Here is a 22,179-nt window from a genome sequence, read left to right on the forward strand (position 1 = left end):
TCAGGTTGCCGTTTTGCTTTTATCTCTCAGACAAATCCAGACAGTCTTTCATATTTCCTCCATTATTCCACTGCGTTGCCTGACTAAACTAGTATCATTCCCCGAAGTGTTTCAGGAAGAGAACGTATAACGATGAAAGGCAGCAAAAAATTCCGCTGGGCAATCGCCGCCGGTGTCATTGTGGTGGCCCTTGCCGCCGCGTGGTACTGGCACAATCAATCGGCGCAGAGTGCCGCTCCGGCAGGCGCTAACGGCCAGACACAACGCCCTGCGGGCGGTGGACGCCACGGCATGCGCGGTGGCGCGCTTGCTCCGGTACAGGCCGCGACCGCCGTCAGCAAATCGGTTCCTCGTTATCTCACCGGTCTTGGGACGGTTACCGCCGCAAACACAGTGACTGTGCGCAGCCGCGTCGATGGACAACTGATGGCGATCCACTTCCAGGAAGGCCAACAGGTCAAAGCTGGCGATCTGTTGGCCGAAATCGATCCAAGCCAGTTCAAAGTGGCCCTCGCACAGGCGCAAGGCCAGCTCGCCAAAGATAAAGCAACGCTTGCCAACGCCCAGCGCGATCTGGCGCGTTATCAGCAACTGGTGAAAACCAATCTCGTTTCCCGTCAGGAGCTGGACACGCAGCAGTCGCTGGTGAGCGAAGCCCAGGGCACCATTAAAGCGGATGAAGCCGCCGTCGCCAGCGCACAATTGCAGCTCGACTGGAGCCGCATTACCGCGCCGATTGACGGACGCGTCGGCCTGAAACAGGTCGATATCGGCAACCAGATTTCCAGCGGCGACACCACCGGCATCGTGGTGCTCACCCAAACGCATCCGATTGATCTCGTCTTCACCCTGCCGGAAAGCGAAATCGCTACCGTCGTTCAGGCGCAAAAAAACGGCCAGACCCTGGCGGTAGAAGCCTGGGATCGCGCGAACAAAGCCAAGCTGAGCGACGGCCAGCTGCTGAGCCTGGATAACCAGATCGATACCACCACCGGCACCATCAAGCTTAAAGCCCGCTTTACCAATCAGGATGACGCCCTGTTCCCGAACCAGTTCGTCAACGCACGGATGCTGGTCGCTACCGAAGAGAATGCGGTGGTGATCCCAACGGCGGCGCTGCAGATGGGCAACGAAGGCAACTTTGTTTGGGTACTGAACAGTGACAATAAAGTCAGCAAACATCTGGTGAAACCGGGCATTCAGGACAGCCAGACCGTCGTCATCAGTGCGGGCCTTTCCGCAGGCGATCGTGTGGTAACGGACGGGATCGACCGTCTGACCGAAGGGGCCAAAGTCGAAGTCGTTGAAGCACACACGGATACGGCCACCAGCGAAAAACCGGCTAAACGTGAACACGTGAAACAGGGAGCGGCGTCCTGATGCAGGTATTGCCACCCAGCTCCACAGGTGGGCCATCACGCCTGTTCATTTTACGCCCCGTCGCCACCACGCTGCTGATGGTGGCGATCCTGCTGGCAGGGATTATCGGCTATCGCTTCCTGCCCGTGTCGGCCCTGCCCGAAGTGGATTACCCAACGATTCAGGTCGTCACCCTCTATCCTGGCGCCAGCCCGGATGTGGTGACGTCGGCGATCACTGCCCCGCTGGAGCGCCAGTTTGGGCAGATGTCGGGCCTGAAACAGATGTCATCGCAAAGCTCCGGCGGCGCGTCGGTGGTGACGCTGCAGTTCCAGCTCACCCTGCCCCTCGACGTGGCCGAGCAGGAAGTGCAGGCGGCGATTAACGCAGCCACCAATCTGCTGCCCTCCGACCTGCCCAATCCACCGGTTTACAGCAAGGTCAATCCGGCGGATCCACCGATCATGACCCTCGCCGTCACCTCCTCCGCCATGCCGATGACACAGGTGGAAGATATGGTGGAAACGCGCGTGGCACAGAAAATCTCTCAGGTCTCCGGCGTCGGGCTGGTGACGCTCTCCGGTGGTCAGCGTCCGGCCGTGCGCGTGAAACTGAACGCCCAGGCGATTGCCGCCCTCGGATTGACCAGCGAAACCATCCGCACCGCCATCAGCAGCGCCAACGTCAACTCGGCAAAAGGCTCGCTGGACGGCCCAACGCGCGCCGTCACGCTCTCGGCTAACGACCAGATGCAGTCCGCCGACGAGTATCGTCAGTTGATTGTGGCTTACCAGAACGGCGCCCCCATTCGCCTCGGCGATGTGGCCACCGTAGAGCAAGGCGCAGAAAACAGCTGGCTCGGCGCATGGGCCAACAAACAGCAGGCGATTGTGATGAACGTCCAGCGCCAGCCGGGCGCGAACATTATCGACACCGCCGACAGCATTCGCACCATGTTGCCGCAGCTGATCGAAAGCCTGCCGAAATCGGTGAGCGTCAAGGTCCTGTCGGATCGCACCACCAATATCCGCGCCTCCGTCAGCGACACCCAGTTCGAGCTGATGCTGGCGATTGCGCTGGTGGTGATGATTATTTACGTCTTCCTGCGTAATGTTCCGGCGACCATTATCCCTGCCGTCGCCGTTCCGCTGTCGCTGGTCGGGACCTTTGCGGTGATGGTGTTCCTCGATTTCTCCATCAACAATCTCACCCTGATGGCGCTCACCATCGCCACCGGGTTCGTGGTCGATGATGCAATCGTGGTCATCGAGAACATTTCGCGCTATATCGAAAAAGGCGAGAAGCCGCTGGCCGCAGCGCTAAAAGGCGCAGGCGAGATCGGCTTTACCATTATCTCACTCACCTTCTCGCTGATTGCGGTGCTGATCCCGCTGCTGTTTATGGGCGATATTGTTGGCCGTCTGTTCCGCGAATTTGCCGTTACCCTGGCGGTGGCGATTCTCATCTCCGCCGTGGTCTCTCTGACGCTGACGCCGATGATGTGCGCCCGCATGCTGAGCGCGGAATCCCTGCGCAAGCAAAACCGTTTTTCTCGCGCCTCCGAGCGCCTGTTTGAACGCGTGATTGCGGCCTATGGCCGAATGCTGACCAAAGTGCTCAATCACCCGTGGGCGACGTTGAGCGTCGCGCTGGGAACGCTGGCCCTGAGCGTGCTGCTGTGGGTGATGATTCCGAAAGGCTTCTTCCCGATTCAGGATAACGGCATTATCCAGGGTACGCTGCAGGCACCGCAGTCCGTCTCCTTCGCCAGCATGGCCCAGCGCCAGCAGCAGGTGTCCGAGGTGATCATGAAAGATCCGGCGGTCGAGAGCCTGACGTCGTTTGTCGGCGTGGACGGCACCAATCCGTCGCTGAACAGCGCTCGCCTGCAGATCAATCTCAAACCGCTGGACGACCGCGACGATCGCGTGAATACCGTGATCGAACGGCTGCAAACTGCGGTGGCAAGAGTGCCAGGCGTCGAGCTGTATCTCCAGCCGACTCAGGATTTGACCATCGATACCACCGTCAGCCGCACCCAGTACCAGTTCACCCTGCAGGCCACCAGCCTGGAGGCGCTTAGCACCTGGGTTCCACAACTGGTCAGTAAGCTCCAGGAACTGCCGCAGCTGTCGGACGTGAGCAGCGACTGGCAGGATCAGGGGCTGGCGGCCTACGTCAACGTTAACCGTGACACCGCCAGCCGTCTGGGCATTTCCATGGCCGATGTGGATAACGCGCTGTACAACGCCTTCGGCCAGCGCCTGATCTCCACGATTTACACCCAGGCCAACCAGTATCGCGTGGTGCTGGAGCACAACACTGAACAGACGCCGGGCCTTGCGGCGCTGGATTCGATTCGCCTGACCAGCAAAGACGGCGGGATGGTGCCGCTGAGCGCAATTGCCACCGTCGAGCAGCGCTTTACGCCGCTCTCCATCAACCATCTCGACCAGTTCCCGTCCACCACCATTTCGTTTAACGTGCCGGACAATTACTCCCTCGGGGAAGCGGTGGAGTCCATTCTCAACGCCGAGAAAACCCTCAGCTTCCCGACGGATATCCAGACCCAGTTCCAGGGTAGCACTCTGGCGTTCCAGGCCGCACTCGGGAACACCATCTGGCTTATCGTTGCGGCGGTGGTGGCGATGTATATCGTGCTCGGCGTGCTGTATGAGAGCTTTATCCATCCTGTCACGATCCTCTCCACCCTGCCCACGGCGGGCGTGGGCGCGCTGCTGGCGCTGATGCTGTCGGGCAGTGAGCTGGATGTGATTGCGATTATCGGCATTATTTTGCTGATCGGCATCGTCAAGAAAAACGCCATCATGATGATCGACTTCGCCCTTGCCGCCGAGCGCGAACAGGGCATGGCCCCGCGCGAGGCCATTTTCCAGGCCTGCCTGCTGCGTTTTCGCCCGATCCTGATGACCACCATGGCCGCCCTGCTCGGCGCACTGCCGCTGATGCTCAGTACCGGCGTCGGTGCGGAATTGCGCCGTCCGCTGGGGATCGGTATGGTCGGCGGTTTGCTGGTAAGCCAGGTGCTGACGCTGTTCACCACGCCGGTGATTTACCTGCTGTTTGACAGCCTGGCGCTGAGGCTCAAAGCGCGCTTCCCGAAACGTGAAGAGGAGGCGTAAGTGAAGTTTTTCGCCCTCTTCATTTACCGCCCGGTGGCAACGATTTTGATCTCCCTCGCCATCACTCTGTGCGGCGTGCTCGGCTTCCGGCTGCTGCCGGTGGCCCCGCTGCCGCAGGTGGATTTCCCGGTGATCATGATCAGCGCCTCCCTGCCCGGCGCGTCGCCAGAAACGATGGCCTCGTCGGTGGCCACGCCGCTTGAGCGCTCTCTCGGGCGCATTGCGGGCGTCAGTGAAATGACCTCCAGCAGTTCCCTCGGCAGCACGCGAATCATTCTGGAATTCAACTTTGATCGCGATATCAATGGCGCCGCCCGCGACGTGCAGGCCGCCATCAACGCCGCGCAAAGCCTGCTGCCCAGCGGCATGCCGAGCCGGCCGACCTATCGCAAAGCCAACCCGTCCGATGCGCCGATCATGATTCTGACGCTGACATCAGACACCTACTCTCAGGGCGAACTGTACGATTTCGCCTCAACGCAGCTGGCGCAGACCATCGCCCAGATCGACGGCGTCGGTGACGTTGATGTCGGCGGTAGCTCCCTGCCCGCGGTGCGCGTGGGCCTGAACCCGGAAGCGCTGTTTAACCAGGGGGTCTCGCTGGATGATGTGCGCAGCGCCATCAGCAATGCCAACGTGCGCAGGCCGCAGGGGGCGATTGAGGACAGCAGCCATCGCTGGCAGATCCAGACCAACGACGAGCTAAAAACCGCGGCGGAATATCAGCCGCTGATTATTCACTACAACAACGGCGCGGCGGTGCGTTTAAGCGATGTGGCCAGTGTCACCGACTCGGTGCAGGACGTGCGTAACGCCGGGATGACGAACGCCAAACCGGCAATTTTGCTGATGATCCGCAAACTGCCGGAAGCCAATATCATCCAGACGGTGAACAGCATTCGCGAGCGCCTGCCGGAACTGCAGGAGACGATTCCGGCGGCGATCGATCTTCAAATCGCCCAGGATCGCTCCCCGACTATTCGCGCCTCGCTGGAAGAGGTCGAGCAGACGCTGATTATCTCCGTCGGGCTGGTTATCCTGGTGGTGTTCCTGTTCCTGCGCTCCGGTCGCGCGACGCTGATCCCTGCCGTGGCGGTGCCCGTATCGCTGATTGGCACTTTCGCCGCCATGTACCTGTGCGGATTTAGTCTTAACAACCTGTCGCTGATGGCCCTGACTATCGCCACCGGATTCGTGGTCGATGACGCCATCGTGGTGCTGGAAAATATTTCGCGCCATCTGGAAGCGGGGATGAAACCGTTGCAGGCCGCGCTTCAGGGGACGCGCGAAGTGGGCTTTACGGTGCTCTCCATGAGCCTGTCGCTGGTGGCGGTATTTCTGCCGCTGCTGCTGATGGGCGGACTGCCGGGGCGGTTATTGCGCGAGTTCGCCGTCACGCTTTCTGTCGCCATTGGTATTTCGCTGGTGATCTCCCTGACCCTGACGCCGATGATGTGCGGCTGGATGCTTAAGCGCAGCAAGCCCCATTCCCAGCCGCGTAAAAAAGGCGTTGGCCGCCTGCTGGTGGCGATGCAGGAGGGTTACGGCAAGTCACTGAAATGGGTGCTGAACCATACGCGAATCGTCGGTTTTGTGCTGGTGGGCACCATCGCGCTTAACGTCTGGATGTACATCAGCATTCCGAAAACCTTTTTCCCCGAGCAGGACACAGGCGTGCTGATGGGCGGGATTCAGGCGGACCAGAGCATTTCATTCCAGGCGATGCGTGTGAAGCTGCAGGATTTCATGAAGATCATCCGGGAAGATCCTGCTGTTGATAACGTGACGGGCTTTACCGGCGGTTCGCGCGTTAACAGCGGGATGATGTTTATCACCCTGAAAGCACGCGGCGAGCGCAACGAAACGGCGCAGCAGGTGATCGACCGCCTGCGCGTGAAGCTCGCCAAAGAGCCGGGCGCGAATCTGTTTTTGATGGCCGTTCAGGATATCCGCGTCGGTGGGCGTCAGGCTAACGCCAGCTATCAGTACACCCTTTTGTCAGACGATCTGGCCGCCCTGCGCGAGTGGGAGCCGAAAATCCGCAAAGCGCTGGCGGCCCTGCCAGAGCTGGCTGATGTGAACTCGGACCAGCAGGATAACGGCGCGGAGATGAACCTGACCTATGACCGTGAAACCATGGCGCGGCTCGGCATTAACGTTGAAGCGGCCAACAGTTTGCTCAACAACGCCTTTGGTCAGCGCCAGATTTCCACTATCTACCAGCCGATGAACCAGTACAAAGTGGTGATGGAAGTCGATCCGCGCTACACCCAGGACATCAGCGCGCTGGATAAGATGTACGTTATCAACAACGACGGTAAATCGATCCCCCTCTCCTACTTCGCCAGCTGGCAGCCCGCCAACGCGCCGCTGTCGGTAAACCATCAGGGGCTGTCGGCAGCGTCAACGGTATCATTTAACCTGCCAACCGGCTCGTCGCTATCTGAGGCCAGCGATGCGATCAACCGCGTCATGACCCAGCTTGGCGTGCCGTCGACCGTGCGCGGCAGCTTTGCAGGCACCGCGCAGGTGTTTCAGGAGACGATGAACTCACAGGTGATTTTGATTCTGGCGGCGATTGCGACGGTCTATATCGTGCTCGGCATTCTGTACGAAAGCTACGTCCATCCGCTGACGATCCTCTCCACTCTGCCGTCAGCGGGCGTCGGCGCGCTGCTGGCGCTGGAGTTATTTGGCGCGCCCTTTAGCCTCATTGCGCTTATCGGGATCATGCTATTAATAGGCATAGTGAAGAAAAACGCGATCATGATGGTCGATTTCGCCCTCGACGCGCAGCGCAACGGCAATATGTCGCCGCAGGACGCCATTTTCCAGGCCTGCCTGCTGCGCTTCCGCCCGATTATGATGACCACGCTGGCGGCGCTGTTTGGCGCACTGCCGCTGGTGATTTCCGGCGGTGATGGCTCTGAACTGCGCCAGCCGCTGGGGATCACTATTGTCGGCGGGCTGGTGATGAGCCAGCTGTTGACACTTTATACAACACCGGTGGTGTATCTGTTCTTCGACCGCCTGCGGGTGCGTTTTTCACGTAAAAACAGAGAAACGGTAAGCGAGTAAATGACTGATCTGCCCAACAATGTTCGCTGGCAACTGTGGATTGTCGCCTTCGGCTTCTTTATGCAGTCGCTGGATACCACCATTGTTAACACCGCCCTCCCCTCGATGGCGAAAAGCCTGGGGGAGAGTCCGCTGCATATGCACATGGTCATCGTCTCCTATGTGCTGACGGTGGCGGTGATGCTGCCCGCCAGCGGCTGGCTGGCGGACAAAGTTGGGGTGCGCAATATCTTCTTCACCGCCATTATTCTGTTCACCCTCGGTTCGCTGTTTTGCGCGCAGGCCGACACGCTGAACGAGCTGGTGATGGCGCGCGTGTTGCAGGGCGTCGGCGGAGCGATGATGGTGCCCGTCGGCAGACTGACGGTGATGAAAATCGTGCCACGCGAGCAGTATATGGCGGCGATGACCTTCGTGACGCTGCCCGGCCAGGTCGGGCCATTGCTCGGCCCTGCCCTCGGCGGGATTCTGGTGGAGTACGCCTCCTGGCACTGGATTTTCCTGATTAATCTTCCGGTCGGGGTTGTCGGCGCAATCGCCACGCTGTGGCTGATGCCGAACTACAAAATGCAGACGCGGCGCTTTGATCTCTTCGGTTTTGTGCTGCTGGCAGCGGGCATGGCGACGCTGACCCTGGCGCTGGACGGGCAAAAAGGGCTGGGGATTTCCACCCTGACGCTGGCGCTGCTGGTGACTATCGGCGTTCTGTCGGTGCTGTGGTATCTGTGGCACGCCAGGGATAACGACCAGGCGCTGTTCAGCCTGTCGCTGTTTCGCAATCACACCTTCCGCCTCGGGCTGCTCGGCAGCTTCGCCGGGCGTCTTGGCAGCGGCATGTTGCCGTTTATGACGCCGGTGTTCCTGCAGATCGGACTGGGCTTTTCGCCGTTCCACGCCGGTTTGATGATGATCCCGATGGTGCTTGGCAGCATGGGCATGAAACGCATTGTGGTGCAGGTGGTGAACCGCTTTGGCTATCGCCGGGTGCTGGTCGCCGCAACGCTGGGACTGGCGCTGATTAGCCTGCTGTTTATGGCCGTGGCGCTGATGGGCTGGTATTACGCTCTGCCGCTGGTGCTGTTCTTCCAGGGGGTGATTAACTCCACGCGTTTCTCGTCGATGAACACCCTGACGCTGAAGGATCTGCCCGACGAACTGGCGAGCAGCGGCAACAGTTTGCTGTCGATGATCATGCAGCTCTCCATGAGCGTGGGGGTGACCGTCGCGGGCCTGCTGCTCGGCATGTACGGTCAGCATCATCTGGGCGCTGATACCGCTGGCGCGCATCAGGTCTTCCTTTACACCTATCTCAGCATGGCAGTGATTATCGCCCTGCCCGCCTTAATTTTCGCCCGGGTCCCGGATGATACCAGCAAGAACGTCGTCATCAGCCGACGTAAAAGGAGTGAGTCATGAAATTCTGGCGCCCCGGCATTACTGGAAAACTGTTTCTGGCGATTTTCGCCACCTGTATCGTGCTGCTTATCACCATGCACTGGGCCGTGCGGGTCAGCTTCGAACGGGGTTTTATCGACTACATTAAGCGCGGAAACGAACAGCGACTGCAGGGCTTGAGCGACGCGCTGGCCGATCAGTATGCCCTGCACGGCAACTGGCGCTTCCTGCGTAATAACGACCGCTTTGTGTTCCAGATCCTCAAATCGCTTGAGCACGATAACGACGACGATCGTCCGGGACCGGGTATGCCGCCACACGGCTGGCGCACGCAGTTCTGGGTGATCGACCAGGATAAATACGTGCTGGTCGGGCCTCGCGCGCCGGTTCCACCTGACGGTACCCGGCGGGCCATTATGTTTAACGGTGCCACTGTCGGCTGGGTGATCGCCTCTCCGGTCGAACGGCTGACGCGCAACACGGATATCAACTTTGATCGCCAGCAACGCCAGACCAGCTGGCTGATTGTCGCCCTCTCCACCCTGCTTGCGGCACTGGCGACGTTCCCGCTGGCGCGCGGCCTGCTGGCACCCGTCAAACGGCTGGTGGAAGGCACGCACAAGCTGGCGGCAGGAGACTTTACCACCCGCGTGGATACCCGTAGCCAGGACGAACTGGGCAAACTGGCGCAGGACTTCAACCAGCTCGCCAGTACGCTTGAGAAAAACCAGCAGATGCGCCGCGATTTTATGGCTGATATTTCCCACGAGCTGCGCACGCCGCTGGCGGTGCTGCGCGGTGAACTGGAAGCCATTCAGGACGGCGTGCGTCAGTTTACGCCTGAGTCCGTCACCTCGTTGCAGGCAGAAGTGGGCACCCTGACCAAGCTGGTGGACGATCTGCATCAGCTTTCCATGTCCGATGAGGGCGCGCTGGCCTATCAAAAAGCGCCTGTCGATGTGATCAATATTCTGGAAGTGGTTAGCGGCGCGTTCCGCGAACGCTTCGCCAGCCGGAATCTGAAAATTGAACTCTCCCTGCCGGATAGCGCCGTGGTCTTCGGCGATCCGGACCGTCTGATGCAGCTGTTTAATAACCTGCTGGAAAACAGCCTGCGCTATACGGACGGCGGCGGCGCACTGCGCATTTCTGGCCGCGTCGAAGACGGGCGCTTCGCCCTTACCTTTGCCGATTCCGCGCCGGGAGTGCAGGACGCGCAGCTGGAGAAACTGTTCGAGCGCTTTTACCGCACCGAAGGCTCCCGCAATCGTGCCAGCGGCGGTTCGGGTCTGGGGCTGGCGATTTGCGTTAACATCGTCGAGGCGCACGGCGGCACTATCCGCGCCGCCCATTCGCCTTTTGGCGGGGTTAGCATTACAGTAGAGTTACCGCTGGAACGCGATTTATCGAGAGAAGTATGACTGAGTTACCCATTGACGAAAACACGCCGCGCATTCTGATCGTGGAGGACGAGCCTAAGCTTGGGCAGTTATTGATCGACTATTTACGCGCGGCAAGCTATGCCCCCACGCTGATTAATCACGGCGATCAGGTGCTGCCCTATGTGCGCCAGACGCCGCCGCATCTGATCCTGCTGGATCTCATGCTTCCCGGCACCGACGGCCTGACGCTGTGCCGGGAAATCCGCCGTTTTTCCGACGTGCCGATTGTGATGGTGACGGCGAAAATCGAAGAGATCGATCGCCTGCTGGGGCTGGAAATCGGCGCTGATGATTACATCTGTAAACCCTACAGCCCGCGTGAAGTGGTCGCCCGCGTGAAAACGATTCTGCGCCGCTGCCGTCCACAGCGCGAACTTCAGGTGCTCGACGCCGAAAGCCCGCTGATTGTCGATGAGAGCCGCTTCCAGGCCAGCTGGCGCAGCAAACTGCTGGACCTGACACCGGCGGAATTCCGCCTGCTGAAAACCCTCTCTCACGAGCCGGGGAAAGTGTTCTCCCGCGAACAGCTGCTGAATCATCTCTATGACGATTACCGCGTGGTGACGGACCGCACCATCGACAGCCATATCAAGAACCTGCGCCGTAAACTGGAGGCGCTCGACGCCGATCAGTCGTTTATCCGCGCGGTGTACGGCGTGGGGTATCGCTGGGAGGCGGATGCCTGTCGGATAGCGTAAAAGAATTTCCCCCATCAAATCTGACCCGCCTGTTGGCGGGTTTTTCTTCACTAGAAAGTCTCACATTATCATCCATACTCTTCTTGTCGGTGCGTTTAGCTGTCGCCTGTTTCTCGTTAACTTTCCTCAAGGAGTGTTTTATGGCTGGTTGGTTCGAACTAAGCAAAAGCAGTGACGGGCAGTTCAGGTTTGTTCTGAAAGCAGGAAACGGAGAAATTATCCTCACCAGTGAGCTGTACACCACCAAATCCGCAGCAGAAAACGGCATTGCCTCCGTGCGTACCAATAGCCCGCACGACGAGCGCTATGAGAAAAAAACGGCGACCAACGGGAAATATCACTTCAACCTGAAGGCGGCAAACCACCAGGTGATTGGTTCAAGCCAGCTTTATGCTTCCGAGCAGACGCGGGAAAGTGGTATCGCCTCGGTGAAAAATAATGGCACCAGCCAGACGGTGAAAGATTTAACCTGACCCGCCAGACCCGCCGGGCAGGCTTTGCAGCCAACCGGCGCTTTACCTCCCTCCCCCGCAGCGCTACAATGCCCGCCCTTAAAGTAGGGGATCTCCCCTTACCGCTGCACCAGGTGCACGCGGATCTGACCTGTCATCAGAACGAGAACAAACATGTTTAAACCAGAACTCCTTTCCCCGGCGGGAACGCTGCAGAATATGCGTTACGCTTTCGCTTACGGTGCCGATGCGGTGTATGCGGGCCAGCCGCGTTACTCTCTGCGCGTGCGTAATAACGAGTTCAACCACGAGAATTTGCAGCTCGGCATCAACGAAGCGCATGCCCTGGGCAAAAAATTCTACGTGGTTGTGAACATCGCGCCGCACAACGCCAAGCTGAAAACGTTTATTCGCGATCTGAAGCCGGTTGTGGAAATGGGTCCTGATGCGCTGATTATGTCCGATCCCGGTTTAATCATGCTGGTGCGTGAGAATTTCCCGGAGATGGATATCCATCTTTCCGTGCAGGCCAACGCCGTCAACTGGGCGACGGTCAAATTCTGGAAACAGATGGGCCTGACGCGTGTGATTCTGTCGCGCGAGCTCTCTCTTGAAGAGATCGAAGAGATCCGCACTCAGGTGCCGGAAATGGAACTCGAAATCTTCGTTCACGGCGCCCTGTGCATGGCCTACTCTGGCCGTTGCCTGCTCTCCGGCTACATCAACAAGCGCGACCCGAACCAGGGAACCTGCACCAACGCCTGCCGCTGGGAATATAACGTCCAGGAAGGGAAAGAAGATGATGTGGGCAACATCGTGCACAAGCATGAACCGATTCCAGTGAAAACCGTGGAGCCGACGCTGGGCGTGGGCGCACCAACCGACAGCGTGTTTATGATTGAAGAGGCTAAACGTCCGGGCGAATACATGACGGCGTTTGAAGACGAACACGGCACCTATATCATGAACTCCAAAGACCTGCGCGCGGTTGCGCACGTCGAGCGTCTGACGCAGATGGGCGTGCACTCGCTGAAAATCGAAGGCCGCACCAAGTCTTACTACTACTGCGCCCGTACCGCACAGGTGTACCGTAAAGCCATCGACGACGCCGCAGCGGGAAAACCGTTTGATACCAGCCTGCTGGAAACCCTTGAAGGCCTGGCCCATCGCGGCTACACCGAAGGCTTCCTGCGTCGTCATACTCATGACGATTATCAGAACTACGAGCACGGCTACTCCATCTCCGAGCGCCAGCAGTTTGTCGGCGACTTTACCGGCGCGCGCAAAGGCCCGCTGGCGGCAGTGGCAGTGAAGAACAAATTCACCAAAGGCGACAGCCTGGAGCTGATGACCCCGCAGGGCAATATCAACTTCACGCTGGAGCATCTGGAAAACGGCAAAGGCGAAGCAATCACCGTCGCCCCTGGGGATGGTCACACCGTGTGGCTGCCGGTACCGGAAGAGGTGGAGCTGGAATACGCGCTGCTGATGCGCAATTTTGCTGGCGAAAGCACCCGTAATCCGCACAGTAAATAGTCAACTGTCGGGATTTTTTCAGCATGGGATAATTCTTAGAATCGGATCACATACCGCTTCGTTCAATACGGGTATTATCCCCTGCGCTGAAAAACATAACCCATAAATGCTAGCTGTACCAGGAACCACCTCCTTAGCCTGCGTAATCTCCCTTACGCAGGCTTATTTTTTGCCCTTTCATCCTGTTCTTACCCGCTTTTTCCCTCGCTGGGATACACTCTTGTTAGTGCTAAAAAAGGGAGCAACGCTGAATGGCGACATATCCGGATAGTTTATTGATCCTCAACGGCAAAAGCGCAGGCAACGACCTTCTGCGCCAGGCGATTGCCGACCTGCGTGATACTGGCGCGAACATTCACGTTCGCGTGACCTGGGAAAAAGGCGATGCCGCGCGGTATATCGACGAAGCCTGTCGGCTCGGGGTGGCGACGGTGATCGCCGGGGGCGGCGATGGCACCATTAACGAAGTCGCGACGGCGCTGATTGAACACGATAGTGCTCAGCGCCCGGTGATGGGCATTTTACCACTCGGTACCGCCAATGATTTCGCCACCAGCGCAGGCATTCCGGAGACGCTGGACAAGGCGCTCCAGCTGGCTATTGTCGGGAAACCGGCAGCAGTGGATATTGCCCAGGTGAACGACAAAACCTGTTTTATCAATATGGCGACGGGCGGATTTGGTACGCGCATTACCAGCGAAACGCCGGAAAAACTGAAAGCCGCCCTTGGCGGCGTGTCGTATCTGATTCACGGTCTGATGCGCATGGATATGCTCAAGCCCGATCGCTGTGAAATTAACGGTGAAAACTTCCACTGGCAGGGCGATGCGCTGGTGATCGGTATCGGAAACGGGCGTCAGGCGGGCGGCGGACAGCAGCTGTGTCCTGACGCGTTGATCAACGATGGGCTGTTACAGCTGCGTATCTTTACCAGCGACGGTATGCTGCCTGCCCTGTTCACCACACTGACCCGTCCGGAAGAGAGCCCGAACGTGCTCGACGGACAGTCCGCGTGGTTTGAAATTATCGCCCCACACGGTATGACCTTTAATCTCGACGGCGAGCCGCTCAGCGGGGAGCATTTCCGTATTTCCCTGCTTCCCGGTGCGCTGGAGTGCCGTTTGCCGCCGGATTGTGCGCTTCTGCGGTGATCGTTTTGCCTGGCGGCGCATCGCTTGCACGAGCCTGCACACCCGTAGGCCCGCAAAGGTGCAGCTCCCCCCGGCACCCACGCCACTCAATACGCCGCCACCTCGCGCGCCATCTCCCGGCTGTACTGCTGGCTGGCATTGACCAGCATCCGCGTATAGTCGGTTTTGGCGTTTCCGGCGACCAGTTCATCCACGCTCAGGGTCTCCAGGATCTTGCCGTACTGCATCACCGCCACTTTCTGGCACAGGTGCGCAATCACGCCCAGATCGTGCGTCACCATTAAATAGGTGAGATTCGATTCGCGCTGGAGTTCCGCCAGTAAATTCAGGATCTCCGCCTGCACTGACACGTCCAGCGCCGACGTCGGTTCATCGAGCAGCAACACCTGCGGCTCCAGAATCAATGCTCTGGCGATGGCCACGCGCTGACGCTGTCCACCGGAGAGCTGATGCGGATAGCGATCGCGAAACGCCCGGTTCAGCCCCACTTTATCCAGCAAACCGTGGATACGTCGGTCGCGATCCTGAATACCGTGGATTTGCAGCGGCTCTTCCAGAATATCGCCGATTGTATGACGCGGATGCAGCGATCCGTACGGGTCCTGAAAGACCATCTGCACGCGACGGCAACGCTCAGCGTTAATCTTTCGCCCCAGCGGTTTCCCGTCGATGGCAAGTTCGCCGTCCCAGTGGGTGAACAGCCCGGCCAGACATTTCAGCACCGTGGTTTTGCCGGAACCCGACTCCCCCACCAGCCCGTAAATTTCCCCTTCGCCGACGTGAATATTCACATCGCTCAGCACCTGATTGCGCTTTTCACCCTCGCCAAAGGCCAGGTTGAGGTTGTTAATCTCGATCATCTCTGCTCCTTACTCCGTAAGCCAGCTGGCCTGACGCTGCAATACCGGCAGCACCGGACGGCGGTGGTTAAGTTCCGGCAGGGCACTGATTAACCCCTGGGTATAAGGATGCTGCGCCTTGTGCAGATCGCAGGCGGCGATGGATTCCACCACTCGACCGGCGTACATCACCAGCACCCGGTCGCAGAAACTGCGCACCAGGTTGATATCGTGGCTGATAAAAATCAGCCCCAGCCCGCGGGATTTCACCAGATCGTCCAGCAATCCCAGCACCTGCAAACGCACAGAGACGTCCAGTGCCGAGGTCGGTTCATCGGCGATCACAAGCTCAGGATCGGTGATCAGCATCATGGCGATCATGATGCGTTGCCCCTGCCCGCCGGAAATTTCATGCGGATAGAGGTGATAGACCCGCTCCGGCTGGCGAATACGCACCACGTCGAGCATCTCCAGCACTTTGGCTTTGGCCTCGGCTTTGCGCCCTGGATGATGCGTCAGCCAGGCTTCGGCAATCTGATCGCCTACGCAGACGACCGGATTGAGAGAGTATTTTGGATCCTGCATGATCATTGAGATGCGCTTACCGCGAATGCCGCGCATTTGCGCCTCGCTGACGCTGCGCAGATCGACATCGCCAAACTGCATCCTGGTTGCGCCGATCCGCGCTTTTGCCGGGTGCAGGCGCAATAGCGCGCGCCCGACGGTGGATTTCCCGGAGCCGGACTCGCCGACAATCGCCAGCTTTTCGCGTCCGAGCTGGAAGGAGACGCCGCGCACGGCATGGGTCACCGCGCCGCCGTTGATAAAATCGACGTGCAGATCGCGCACATCGAGCAGTGGAGCGTTATTCGCTGCGAGGATCGAGGATGTCACGTAGGCCATCTCCTAAGAAATTGAACGCCAGGCTGTTGATCAGAATCGCCAGCCCCGGAATAGTCACTACCCACCAGCACTCCATCATGTAGGTGCGCCCGCTGGAGATCATCGCGCCCCACTCCGGCTCCGGCGGCTGCGCGCCCAGGCCGAGGAAACCCAGACCGGCAGCGGTCAGGATGATCCCCGCCATGTTCATGGTGATACGGATAATCACCGACGGCAGACACAGCGGCACGATATGACGCCACAGCACGCGGACGGGGGACGCGCCCTGCAGGCGTACCGCCGAGATAAAATCGGCCTGGCGCAGAGAGAGCGTTTCCGCACGCGCCAGGCGCGCTATCGGCGGCCAGGCGGTGAGCGTAATGGCAATCACCACGTGCTCCAGCCCCGGACCGAGCGCCGCCACGAACGCCAGCGCCAGCACCAGGCTCGGGAACGAGATAAAGATATCCGTCACCCGCATCAGCACCGCATCCACTTTGCCACCGAAATACCCGGCGGTGACGCCCAGCAGCAAACCGAGCGGCCCGACGGTGACCGACACCAGCAGCACGATATAGAGCGTGATACGCGAGCCGTACACAAGGCGGCTGAAAATATCGCGGCCAAACTCGTCGGTGCCGAACCAGTGCTGCGCATTCGGCGCGACCAGCGCATTGTTGAGGTCCTGCACCAGCGGGTTGTAGGGCGCAATCAGCGGCGCAAAGGCGGCCACGATCAGCAGCAGCAGAACAATTCCGCCGCCGATGGCAGTCAGCGGATTGCGCGCCATTTTGCCGACAAAACCGCCCGCCCGGTTCAGGGTGCGTTTAATACGCTGGCGACTTTCGCTGTTGCGCGCCCCCAGCGGCGTATCCAGAGAAACGGTCATGATTTCGTCCTCGGGTCAAAGAGTTGATACAGCATGTCGGAGAGCAAGTTGAGCATCACGAAGATCAGCCCGACCAACAGCACACAGCCCATCACCGCATTCATGTCGCCGAGCAGCAGGCTGCCGGTGAGATAGGAACCAAAGCCCGGCCAGGAGAAGACGGTTTCAATCAGCACCGCCCCTTCCAGCAGCGAGCCGTAGGCCAGCGCCACGACCGTTAACAGCTGAACGAGGATATTGCGAAACGCGTGATTCCAGATCACCTGACGCTCGGTTAAGCCTTTCACCCGTGCGGTGATGATGAACTCCTGGGATAGCTGCGCCAGCATAAAGCTGCGCGTCATGCGGCTGATGTAGGCCAGCGAATGGAAGCCCAGTAACGATGCGGGCAGGACCAGGTGGTTGATCGCATTCCAGAGCACAGCGCTGTTTCCGGCCAGCAGCGCATCGATGGTCATAAGCCCGGTCCGACGCGGCACAATACCGTCCAGCCCTAAATCGAGCCGTCCCGCGCCGCCCACCCAGCCGAGCCAGGCGTAGAACAGCAGCAGCCCCATCATCCCGACCCAAAAGATCGGCGTGGAGTAGCCCGCAAGGCTGATAATGCGCACCACGTAATCGGAAAGACTGTTGCGACGCGCCGCCGCCAGCACGCCAAGCGGAATGCCTAACCCCGCGCCGACGATAATGGCCATCGTCGCCAGCTCCAGCGTTGCCGGGAAGACGCGCAGAATATCGTCTGTGACCGGTTTACCCGTCAGCAGCGCGTTACCCAGATCGCCGTGCAGCAGGTTGTTCAGATAGATGCCAAACTGCGTCAGCAACGACTGGTCGAAGCCCAACTGGTGGTACACCTGCTGATAGGTGCTGTGGTCGGCATCCGGGCCGACAATCGCCAGCACCGGATCGACCGGCATCACGCGGCCGATAAAGAACGTCAGCAGCAGCAGGCCAAAAAGCGTCACCAGCACCTGCGTCAGTCGCTTTGAGAAACGGCGGGTCCGGGAGCCGGGAGAGAGGATTGCGACGCTCATTTTTCACCTCCGGTTTTGTAGACTTCACGCAGGAAAGTGGTGGCCGACGGGTGCGACTGGAAGTTTTTCACTTCATTACGCACGACAACGGAATCCACCATCTGCGACAGCGGGACCATCGCCGGAATGAGTTCGTCGTAGCGCACCTGGATTTGCTGATAATCCGCCACTTGCTTCTGCGGATCGCGCTCCAGCAGCGCTTTGTCGATCATCTCGTTCAGCGGCTTGTCGTAGAAACTGGTACGCCAGCCCTGGAAGTTGGTGAGCCGCGCTTCATCGCTGTTGTCCGGGTTATAGACCAGCGCACGCAGGCTGGAGTGCGGGTGCGGTTCGACGCCGCTCCCGCCGCGCCCGACCAGCATGTCGAACTTACGCTCGCGCATGGCGCCGTAGATCTGATTGCCGGTACCGGTGATGATTTTGGCGTTGATCCCCGCCTGCATCAGCGTCGACTGCACCGCGATGGCAATATTGAGGAACGGCTGATCCGCCAGCACGCGCAGGGTGGTGTCGAAACCTTCCGGATAACCCGCCTCTGCCAGCAGCTTTTTGGCGCGCGAAATATCCAGCTGGTAACCCGGATCAGGGAGCGTCGACGGCATACCGGCTTTGATTGGGCGCTGATGCAGCACACCGTAGCCCGGCATCAGGGCTTTGTTGATGCCCTGATAATCAATCAGATAGCGCACCGCTTCGCGCACTTTCGGGTTGGCGAAGTGCGCCTCTTTCATGCTCATCGCCACGTAATAGACCGTCCCCTTCTGCACGGCTTCAACCGTAAGCTGAGGGTCTTTGCGCAGGGCGTTGATATCCGATACCGCCATGTTACTGGCAATATCCAGATCGCCTTTCTCAATCATCAGGCGCAGGGTTTGCGACTCCTGGAAGTGGCGCAGCACGACGCGATTCATTTTCGGTTCATCGCGCCAGTAGTGCGGGTTGCGCTGCATGCGCAGCACATCTTTCGCCTGCCAGGTTTCCAGCATAAACGGGCCAGAACCGGCCTCGTTGGTGGTCAGCCAGCGGTTACCCCAGTCGTTATTTACCTCATGGGACTGCACCGTTTTGCTGTCGAGCACGCCCAGATTGCCGAGCGCCCCGAGAGAGTAAATCACCAGCTGCGGATCGTTAGGCTTGGGCAGCACGATCTGCACGGTGTAGTCGTCGGTCGCGCGGATTTGCTGGTCGATGTTTTTCTTCGAAAAGCCGTAGGATTTCCAGACGGACGCCTGCGCCAGATTGAGGTGCAGCAAACGGCGCATCGACCACACCACATCCTGCGCCGTGAGCGGATTGCCCGAGTGGAATTTGACGTTATCGCGCAGATGGAAAGTCAGGGTTTTGCCGTCTGGCGCAATATCCCAGGATTTCGCCAGCGCGGGCCTGACGTGGGTGAGTTCGTTCGGATCCAGCTCCACCAGCGAATCGTAGAGATTCACCACGATGCCAACCACTTCGTTGCCGGTCATCGCCGCCGGGTCGAGGGTCAGCAGGTTGTTCATGTTCATGCCGATGATGAGCTGGTCGGGCGGCGTTTTCGCGTACGCCGCACCGCTCCCCATCATCAGCGAGAGCGCGAGTACACACGCTCTGCACAGCGGAGTTTGTTTCATGTATATATCGCCTGTAGGGTACGTTTTTATGTGTCAGTCGTGGCTGACGATATTGGCTTCGATATACGCAAAATTAATGTCTTCGCCGAGTCCAGGGCGATTCGGCAGGCTGACCATGCCATGTTCATCCATCGGGTCGACCAGGCTGTGGAGATACGCCGCCGGTTGGTCGTAATCAAGGAACGGGTGCAGCAGGCCGCGTTCATACCAGCGGCAGTTTTTAATGGCGCCGATCACCGCGAGGCTTGCCGCGCCGTTACCGTGCACTTCACAGTCCATGCCGAAGGACTCCGCAAGGTTCGCCACTTTCAGCGTCGGTGATATCCCGCCCACGCCGTTAGCGCCCGCGCGCAGAATGTCGCACGCCCCCGCTTTCACCCAGTCGGCGCGGCTGTGGTGTTTTCCGCCCAGGCTTTCCGGGCCGATAATCGGGATCGACAGGTTTTCCGCAAGCCAGGCGTAGGAGGCCATGCTCTCCTCTTCCATCGGCTCTTCGAACCAGGCGAAGTTGAGTTTTTCCAGCTCTTTGCCGATATACAACGCTTCAGTACGGCTGTACCAGTGATAGCCGTCGATCATCAGATCGATATCCGGCCCGACCGCTTCACGCACGGCGGCGCAGGCTTTGACGTCCATTTTCGGGTTTGGCGCAAACGAGACGGGTGGCATCCAGGTGTGAAGTTTGATGGCTTTGTATCCGCGCGCCACCAGGGTTTCAGCGAAGCTCGCGTACTCATCCGGCGTCGACAGGCCGCCTGGCAGATCGTCGCCACACATTGTGCTGCCGTAGGCCGGAACTTTATCGCGATAGCCGCCAAGCAGTTTCCAGACCGGCATATTCAGTTTGCGACCAATCAGATCCCACAGCGCCTGCTCGACGAACCCAAGCGCGCGCTCGGTGAGCTGGTGCGCGCTCCCGCGCTGCCAGTGCGCCAGCTCCTGCCAGATTTTCTCGCGATTGAACGCATCCTGGCCGACCAGCACTTTGCGAAAGAAGGTATTGACCACAAAGGGGCGCACCACTTCCGGCGGCGCGAAAGAGTACCCTTTGGTGCCATCGTCTGCCGTGATCGAGAGCATCGCCATTTTGGCCATACTTTCCGGGCCAGGGTGCGAGTGCCCGGCGCTGTCGGAAACCCGGCGCGTCGGGTACTGGAAGACGGTGACGTTTACAGATTCAATTTTCATTATCAGTCCTTAAAACAACAGAGGTTCAGAGCGACTTCGTAATTTGAAAAGCTGTTTCGAAAGTAACTTTAAGCGCAAAATTCGTCCGCTGCCTTAGACAAATTCCGCTAAGCATCGACCATTTATTGGGCATATGCACGGTGAGAAGTGACAGTTTTCACAAAAGAGAGGGGAAGTGTGAAGTTGATCGGGATAAGGGTTTGGCTGAAATGAAACGGAGTTTTGGGTTATCTCTTTTCCCATAGAAATGAGAGGGAAATTATCGGATCTGATAAATCCCCTCTCCGTTCGGAGAAGGGATTGCAGTAAACCTACGCGATAGTGACTTTGGTATCCAGATACACGTCCTGCACCGCGTTGATCAGCTTAACGCCTTCGGTCATCGATTTTTTAAACGCCTTACGGCCCAGAATCAGGCCCATACCGCCCGCGCGTTTATTGATCACCGCCGTGCGTACCGCATCGGTCAGATCCGTTTCGCCGCCTGCCGCACCGCCGGAGTTAATCAGCCCCGCGCGGCCCATGTAGCAGTTGGCGAGCTGGTAGCGCACCAGATCAATCGGGTTTTCGCTGGTCAGCTTGCTGTAAACACGGTCGTCGGTGTAACCGAAGTTTACCGCCTTATAGCCGCCGTTATTTTCTGCCATTTTCTGCTTCACGATATCCGCGCCAATGGTCGCCGCCAGATGGTTCGCCTGGCCGGTGAGATCCGCAGAAACGTGGTAATCCACGCCATCTTTCTTGAAGGCGTTATTGCGCAGATAGGCCCACAGCACCGTGACCATCCCCAGCTCGTGGGCACGCTCGAACGCCGCGGAGATCTCCTCAATCTGACGACGGGACTGTTCAGAGCCGAAGTAAATCGTCGCCCCTACCGCCACCGCGCCCATGTTAAACGCCTGCTCGACGCTGGCGTACAGCGTCTGGTCGTATTCGGTCGGGTAGCTGAGGGTTTCGTTATGGTTCAGTTTTACGAGGAAGGGAATGCGGTGCGCGTAGCGGCGCGACACGGAGGCCAGCACGCCGTAAGTAGACGCCACGCAGTTACAGCCGGCTTCAATCGCCAGCTCAACGATATTCTTCGGATCAAAATAGAGCGGATTGGCGGCAAACGACGCTCCCGCAGAGTGCTCGACGCCCTGGTCAACGGGCAGAATGGACAGATAGCCTGATCCGGCGAGGCGCCCGGTGTTGTAAAGCGTCTGCATGTTTCGCAGAACCGCAGGCGGGCGATTGTTATCAATCATTACCCGATCAACGTAGTCGTGGCCCGGCAGGTAGAGCTGATCGGCTGGAATAGTCATACAACGATGCTGTAAAAGGCTGTCGGCGTCTTTGCCAAGCAGCTGCGCAATATCAGTCATAGCGATGCTCCCGTAAGTTCCGACATCGTGTCGGAGCGTGATATCCATACCCACATTTTTGTGAGCAGACTAAGCCTGGACCCGTCTTAGCCTATTTTCCAGCCTGAGTCTTTTTT

General features: G+C 58.9%; 16 protein-coding genes. 9 read left to right on the forward strand and 7 right to left on the reverse strand.

The window, feature by feature from the left end:
* Positions 1-132: 132 nt before the first annotated feature.
* The 9 genes from F153LOC_RS13120 to yegS all read left to right on the forward strand — a co-directional run bounded on the left by F153LOC_RS13120 (position 133) and on the right by yegS (position 14,254).
* Complete coding sequence (locus tag F153LOC_RS13120; protein ID WP_102104101.1) at positions 133-1,380, forward strand: MdtA/MuxA family multidrug efflux RND transporter periplasmic adaptor subunit; 1,248 nt, start codon at positions 133-135, stop codon at positions 1,378-1,380.
* Entirely contained in the window at positions 1,380-4,502 is a 3,123-nt protein-coding gene (locus F153LOC_RS13125) for an MdtB/MuxB family multidrug efflux RND transporter permease subunit (protein ID WP_102104102.1), read from the forward strand. The genes F153LOC_RS13120 and F153LOC_RS13125 overlap by 1 nt, the downstream gene beginning before the upstream one ends.
* Complete coding sequence (gene mdtC / locus F153LOC_RS13130) at positions 4,503-7,580, forward strand: multidrug efflux RND transporter permease subunit MdtC (protein ID WP_102104103.1); 3,078 nt, start codon at positions 4,503-4,505, stop codon at positions 7,578-7,580.
* Positions 7,581-8,996 carry an MFS transporter gene (locus F153LOC_RS13135; protein ID WP_102104104.1) on the forward strand — a complete coding sequence of 472 codons (1,416 nt, stop codon included), beginning with the start codon at positions 7,581-7,583 and terminating at the stop codon, positions 8,994-8,996.
* The gene (gene baeS, locus F153LOC_RS13140) at positions 8,993-10,396 is read left to right on the forward strand and encodes a two-component system sensor histidine kinase BaeS (RefSeq protein WP_100779593.1); all 1,404 of its coding nucleotides are present in this window, start codon (positions 8,993-8,995) and stop codon (positions 10,394-10,396) included. Before F153LOC_RS13135 ends, baeS begins: the two co-directional genes overlap by 4 nt.
* On the forward strand, positions 10,393-11,115 hold the full coding sequence (gene baeR, locus F153LOC_RS13145) for a two-component system response regulator BaeR (RefSeq protein WP_100779592.1): 723 nt from the start codon (positions 10,393-10,395) through the stop codon (positions 11,113-11,115). Before baeS ends, baeR begins: the two co-directional genes overlap by 4 nt.
* 140 nt (positions 11,116-11,255) lie before the next feature.
* The gene (locus F153LOC_RS13150; RefSeq protein WP_100779591.1) at positions 11,256-11,588 is read left to right on the forward strand and encodes a YegP family protein; all 333 of its coding nucleotides are present in this window, start codon (positions 11,256-11,258) and stop codon (positions 11,586-11,588) included.
* A gap of 153 nt (positions 11,589-11,741) precedes the next feature.
* Entirely contained in the window at positions 11,742-13,103 is a 1,362-nt protein-coding gene (yegQ, locus tag F153LOC_RS13155) for a tRNA 5-hydroxyuridine modification protein YegQ (protein WP_102104105.1), read from the forward strand.
* A 251-nt stretch (positions 13,104-13,354) separates the two neighbouring features.
* Positions 13,355-14,254, forward strand: coding sequence for a lipid kinase YegS (yegS, locus tag F153LOC_RS13160; RefSeq protein ID WP_100779589.1), 900 nt, complete (start codon positions 13,355-13,357; stop codon positions 14,252-14,254).
* Between the two features lie 86 nt (positions 14,255-14,340).
* Here the strand turns inward: yegS and F153LOC_RS13165 are convergent, their stop codons facing one another.
* From F153LOC_RS13165 to fbaB, 7 genes are all read right to left on the reverse strand, one after another.
* On the reverse strand, positions 14,341-15,114 hold the full coding sequence (locus tag F153LOC_RS13165; RefSeq protein WP_102104106.1) for an ABC transporter ATP-binding protein: 774 nt from the start codon (positions 15,112-15,114) through the stop codon (positions 14,341-14,343).
* Between the two features lie 9 nt (positions 15,115-15,123).
* The gene (locus F153LOC_RS13170) at positions 15,124-15,987 is read right to left on the reverse strand and encodes an ABC transporter ATP-binding protein (protein ID WP_102104147.1); all 864 of its coding nucleotides are present in this window, start codon (positions 15,985-15,987) and stop codon (positions 15,124-15,126) included.
* Positions 15,959-16,864: an ABC transporter permease gene (locus F153LOC_RS13175; RefSeq protein WP_100779586.1), complete on the reverse strand. Its 906-nt coding sequence runs from the start codon at positions 16,862-16,864 to the stop codon at positions 15,959-15,961. Before F153LOC_RS13175 ends, F153LOC_RS13170 begins: the two co-directional genes overlap by 29 nt.
* On the reverse strand, positions 16,861-17,898 hold the full coding sequence (locus tag F153LOC_RS13180) for an ABC transporter permease (protein WP_102104107.1): 1,038 nt from the start codon (positions 17,896-17,898) through the stop codon (positions 16,861-16,863). The genes F153LOC_RS13175 and F153LOC_RS13180 overlap by 4 nt, the downstream gene beginning before the upstream one ends.
* Positions 17,895-19,511, reverse strand: a complete 1,617-nt coding sequence (locus F153LOC_RS13185; RefSeq protein WP_102104108.1) for an ABC transporter substrate-binding protein — start codon at positions 19,509-19,511, stop codon at positions 17,895-17,897. The genes F153LOC_RS13180 and F153LOC_RS13185 overlap by 4 nt, the downstream gene beginning before the upstream one ends.
* 33 nt (positions 19,512-19,544) lie before the next feature.
* Positions 19,545-20,699, reverse strand: coding sequence for a mandelate racemase family protein (locus tag F153LOC_RS13190; protein ID WP_100779583.1), 1,155 nt, complete (start codon positions 20,697-20,699; stop codon positions 19,545-19,547).
* Between the two features lie 311 nt (positions 20,700-21,010).
* Positions 21,011-22,063 (reverse strand): class I fructose-bisphosphate aldolase, encoded by a 1,053-nt coding sequence (gene fbaB / locus F153LOC_RS13195; protein ID WP_102104109.1) that lies wholly within the window; start codon positions 22,061-22,063, stop codon positions 21,011-21,013.
* Positions 22,064-22,179: the final 116 nt, after the last annotated feature.

It is taken from the genome of Lelliottia sp. F153 (assembly GCF_002870005.1).
In the GTDB taxonomy this organism is placed as follows: Bacteria; Pseudomonadota; Gammaproteobacteria; order Enterobacterales; family Enterobacteriaceae; genus Enterobacter; species Enterobacter nimipressuralis.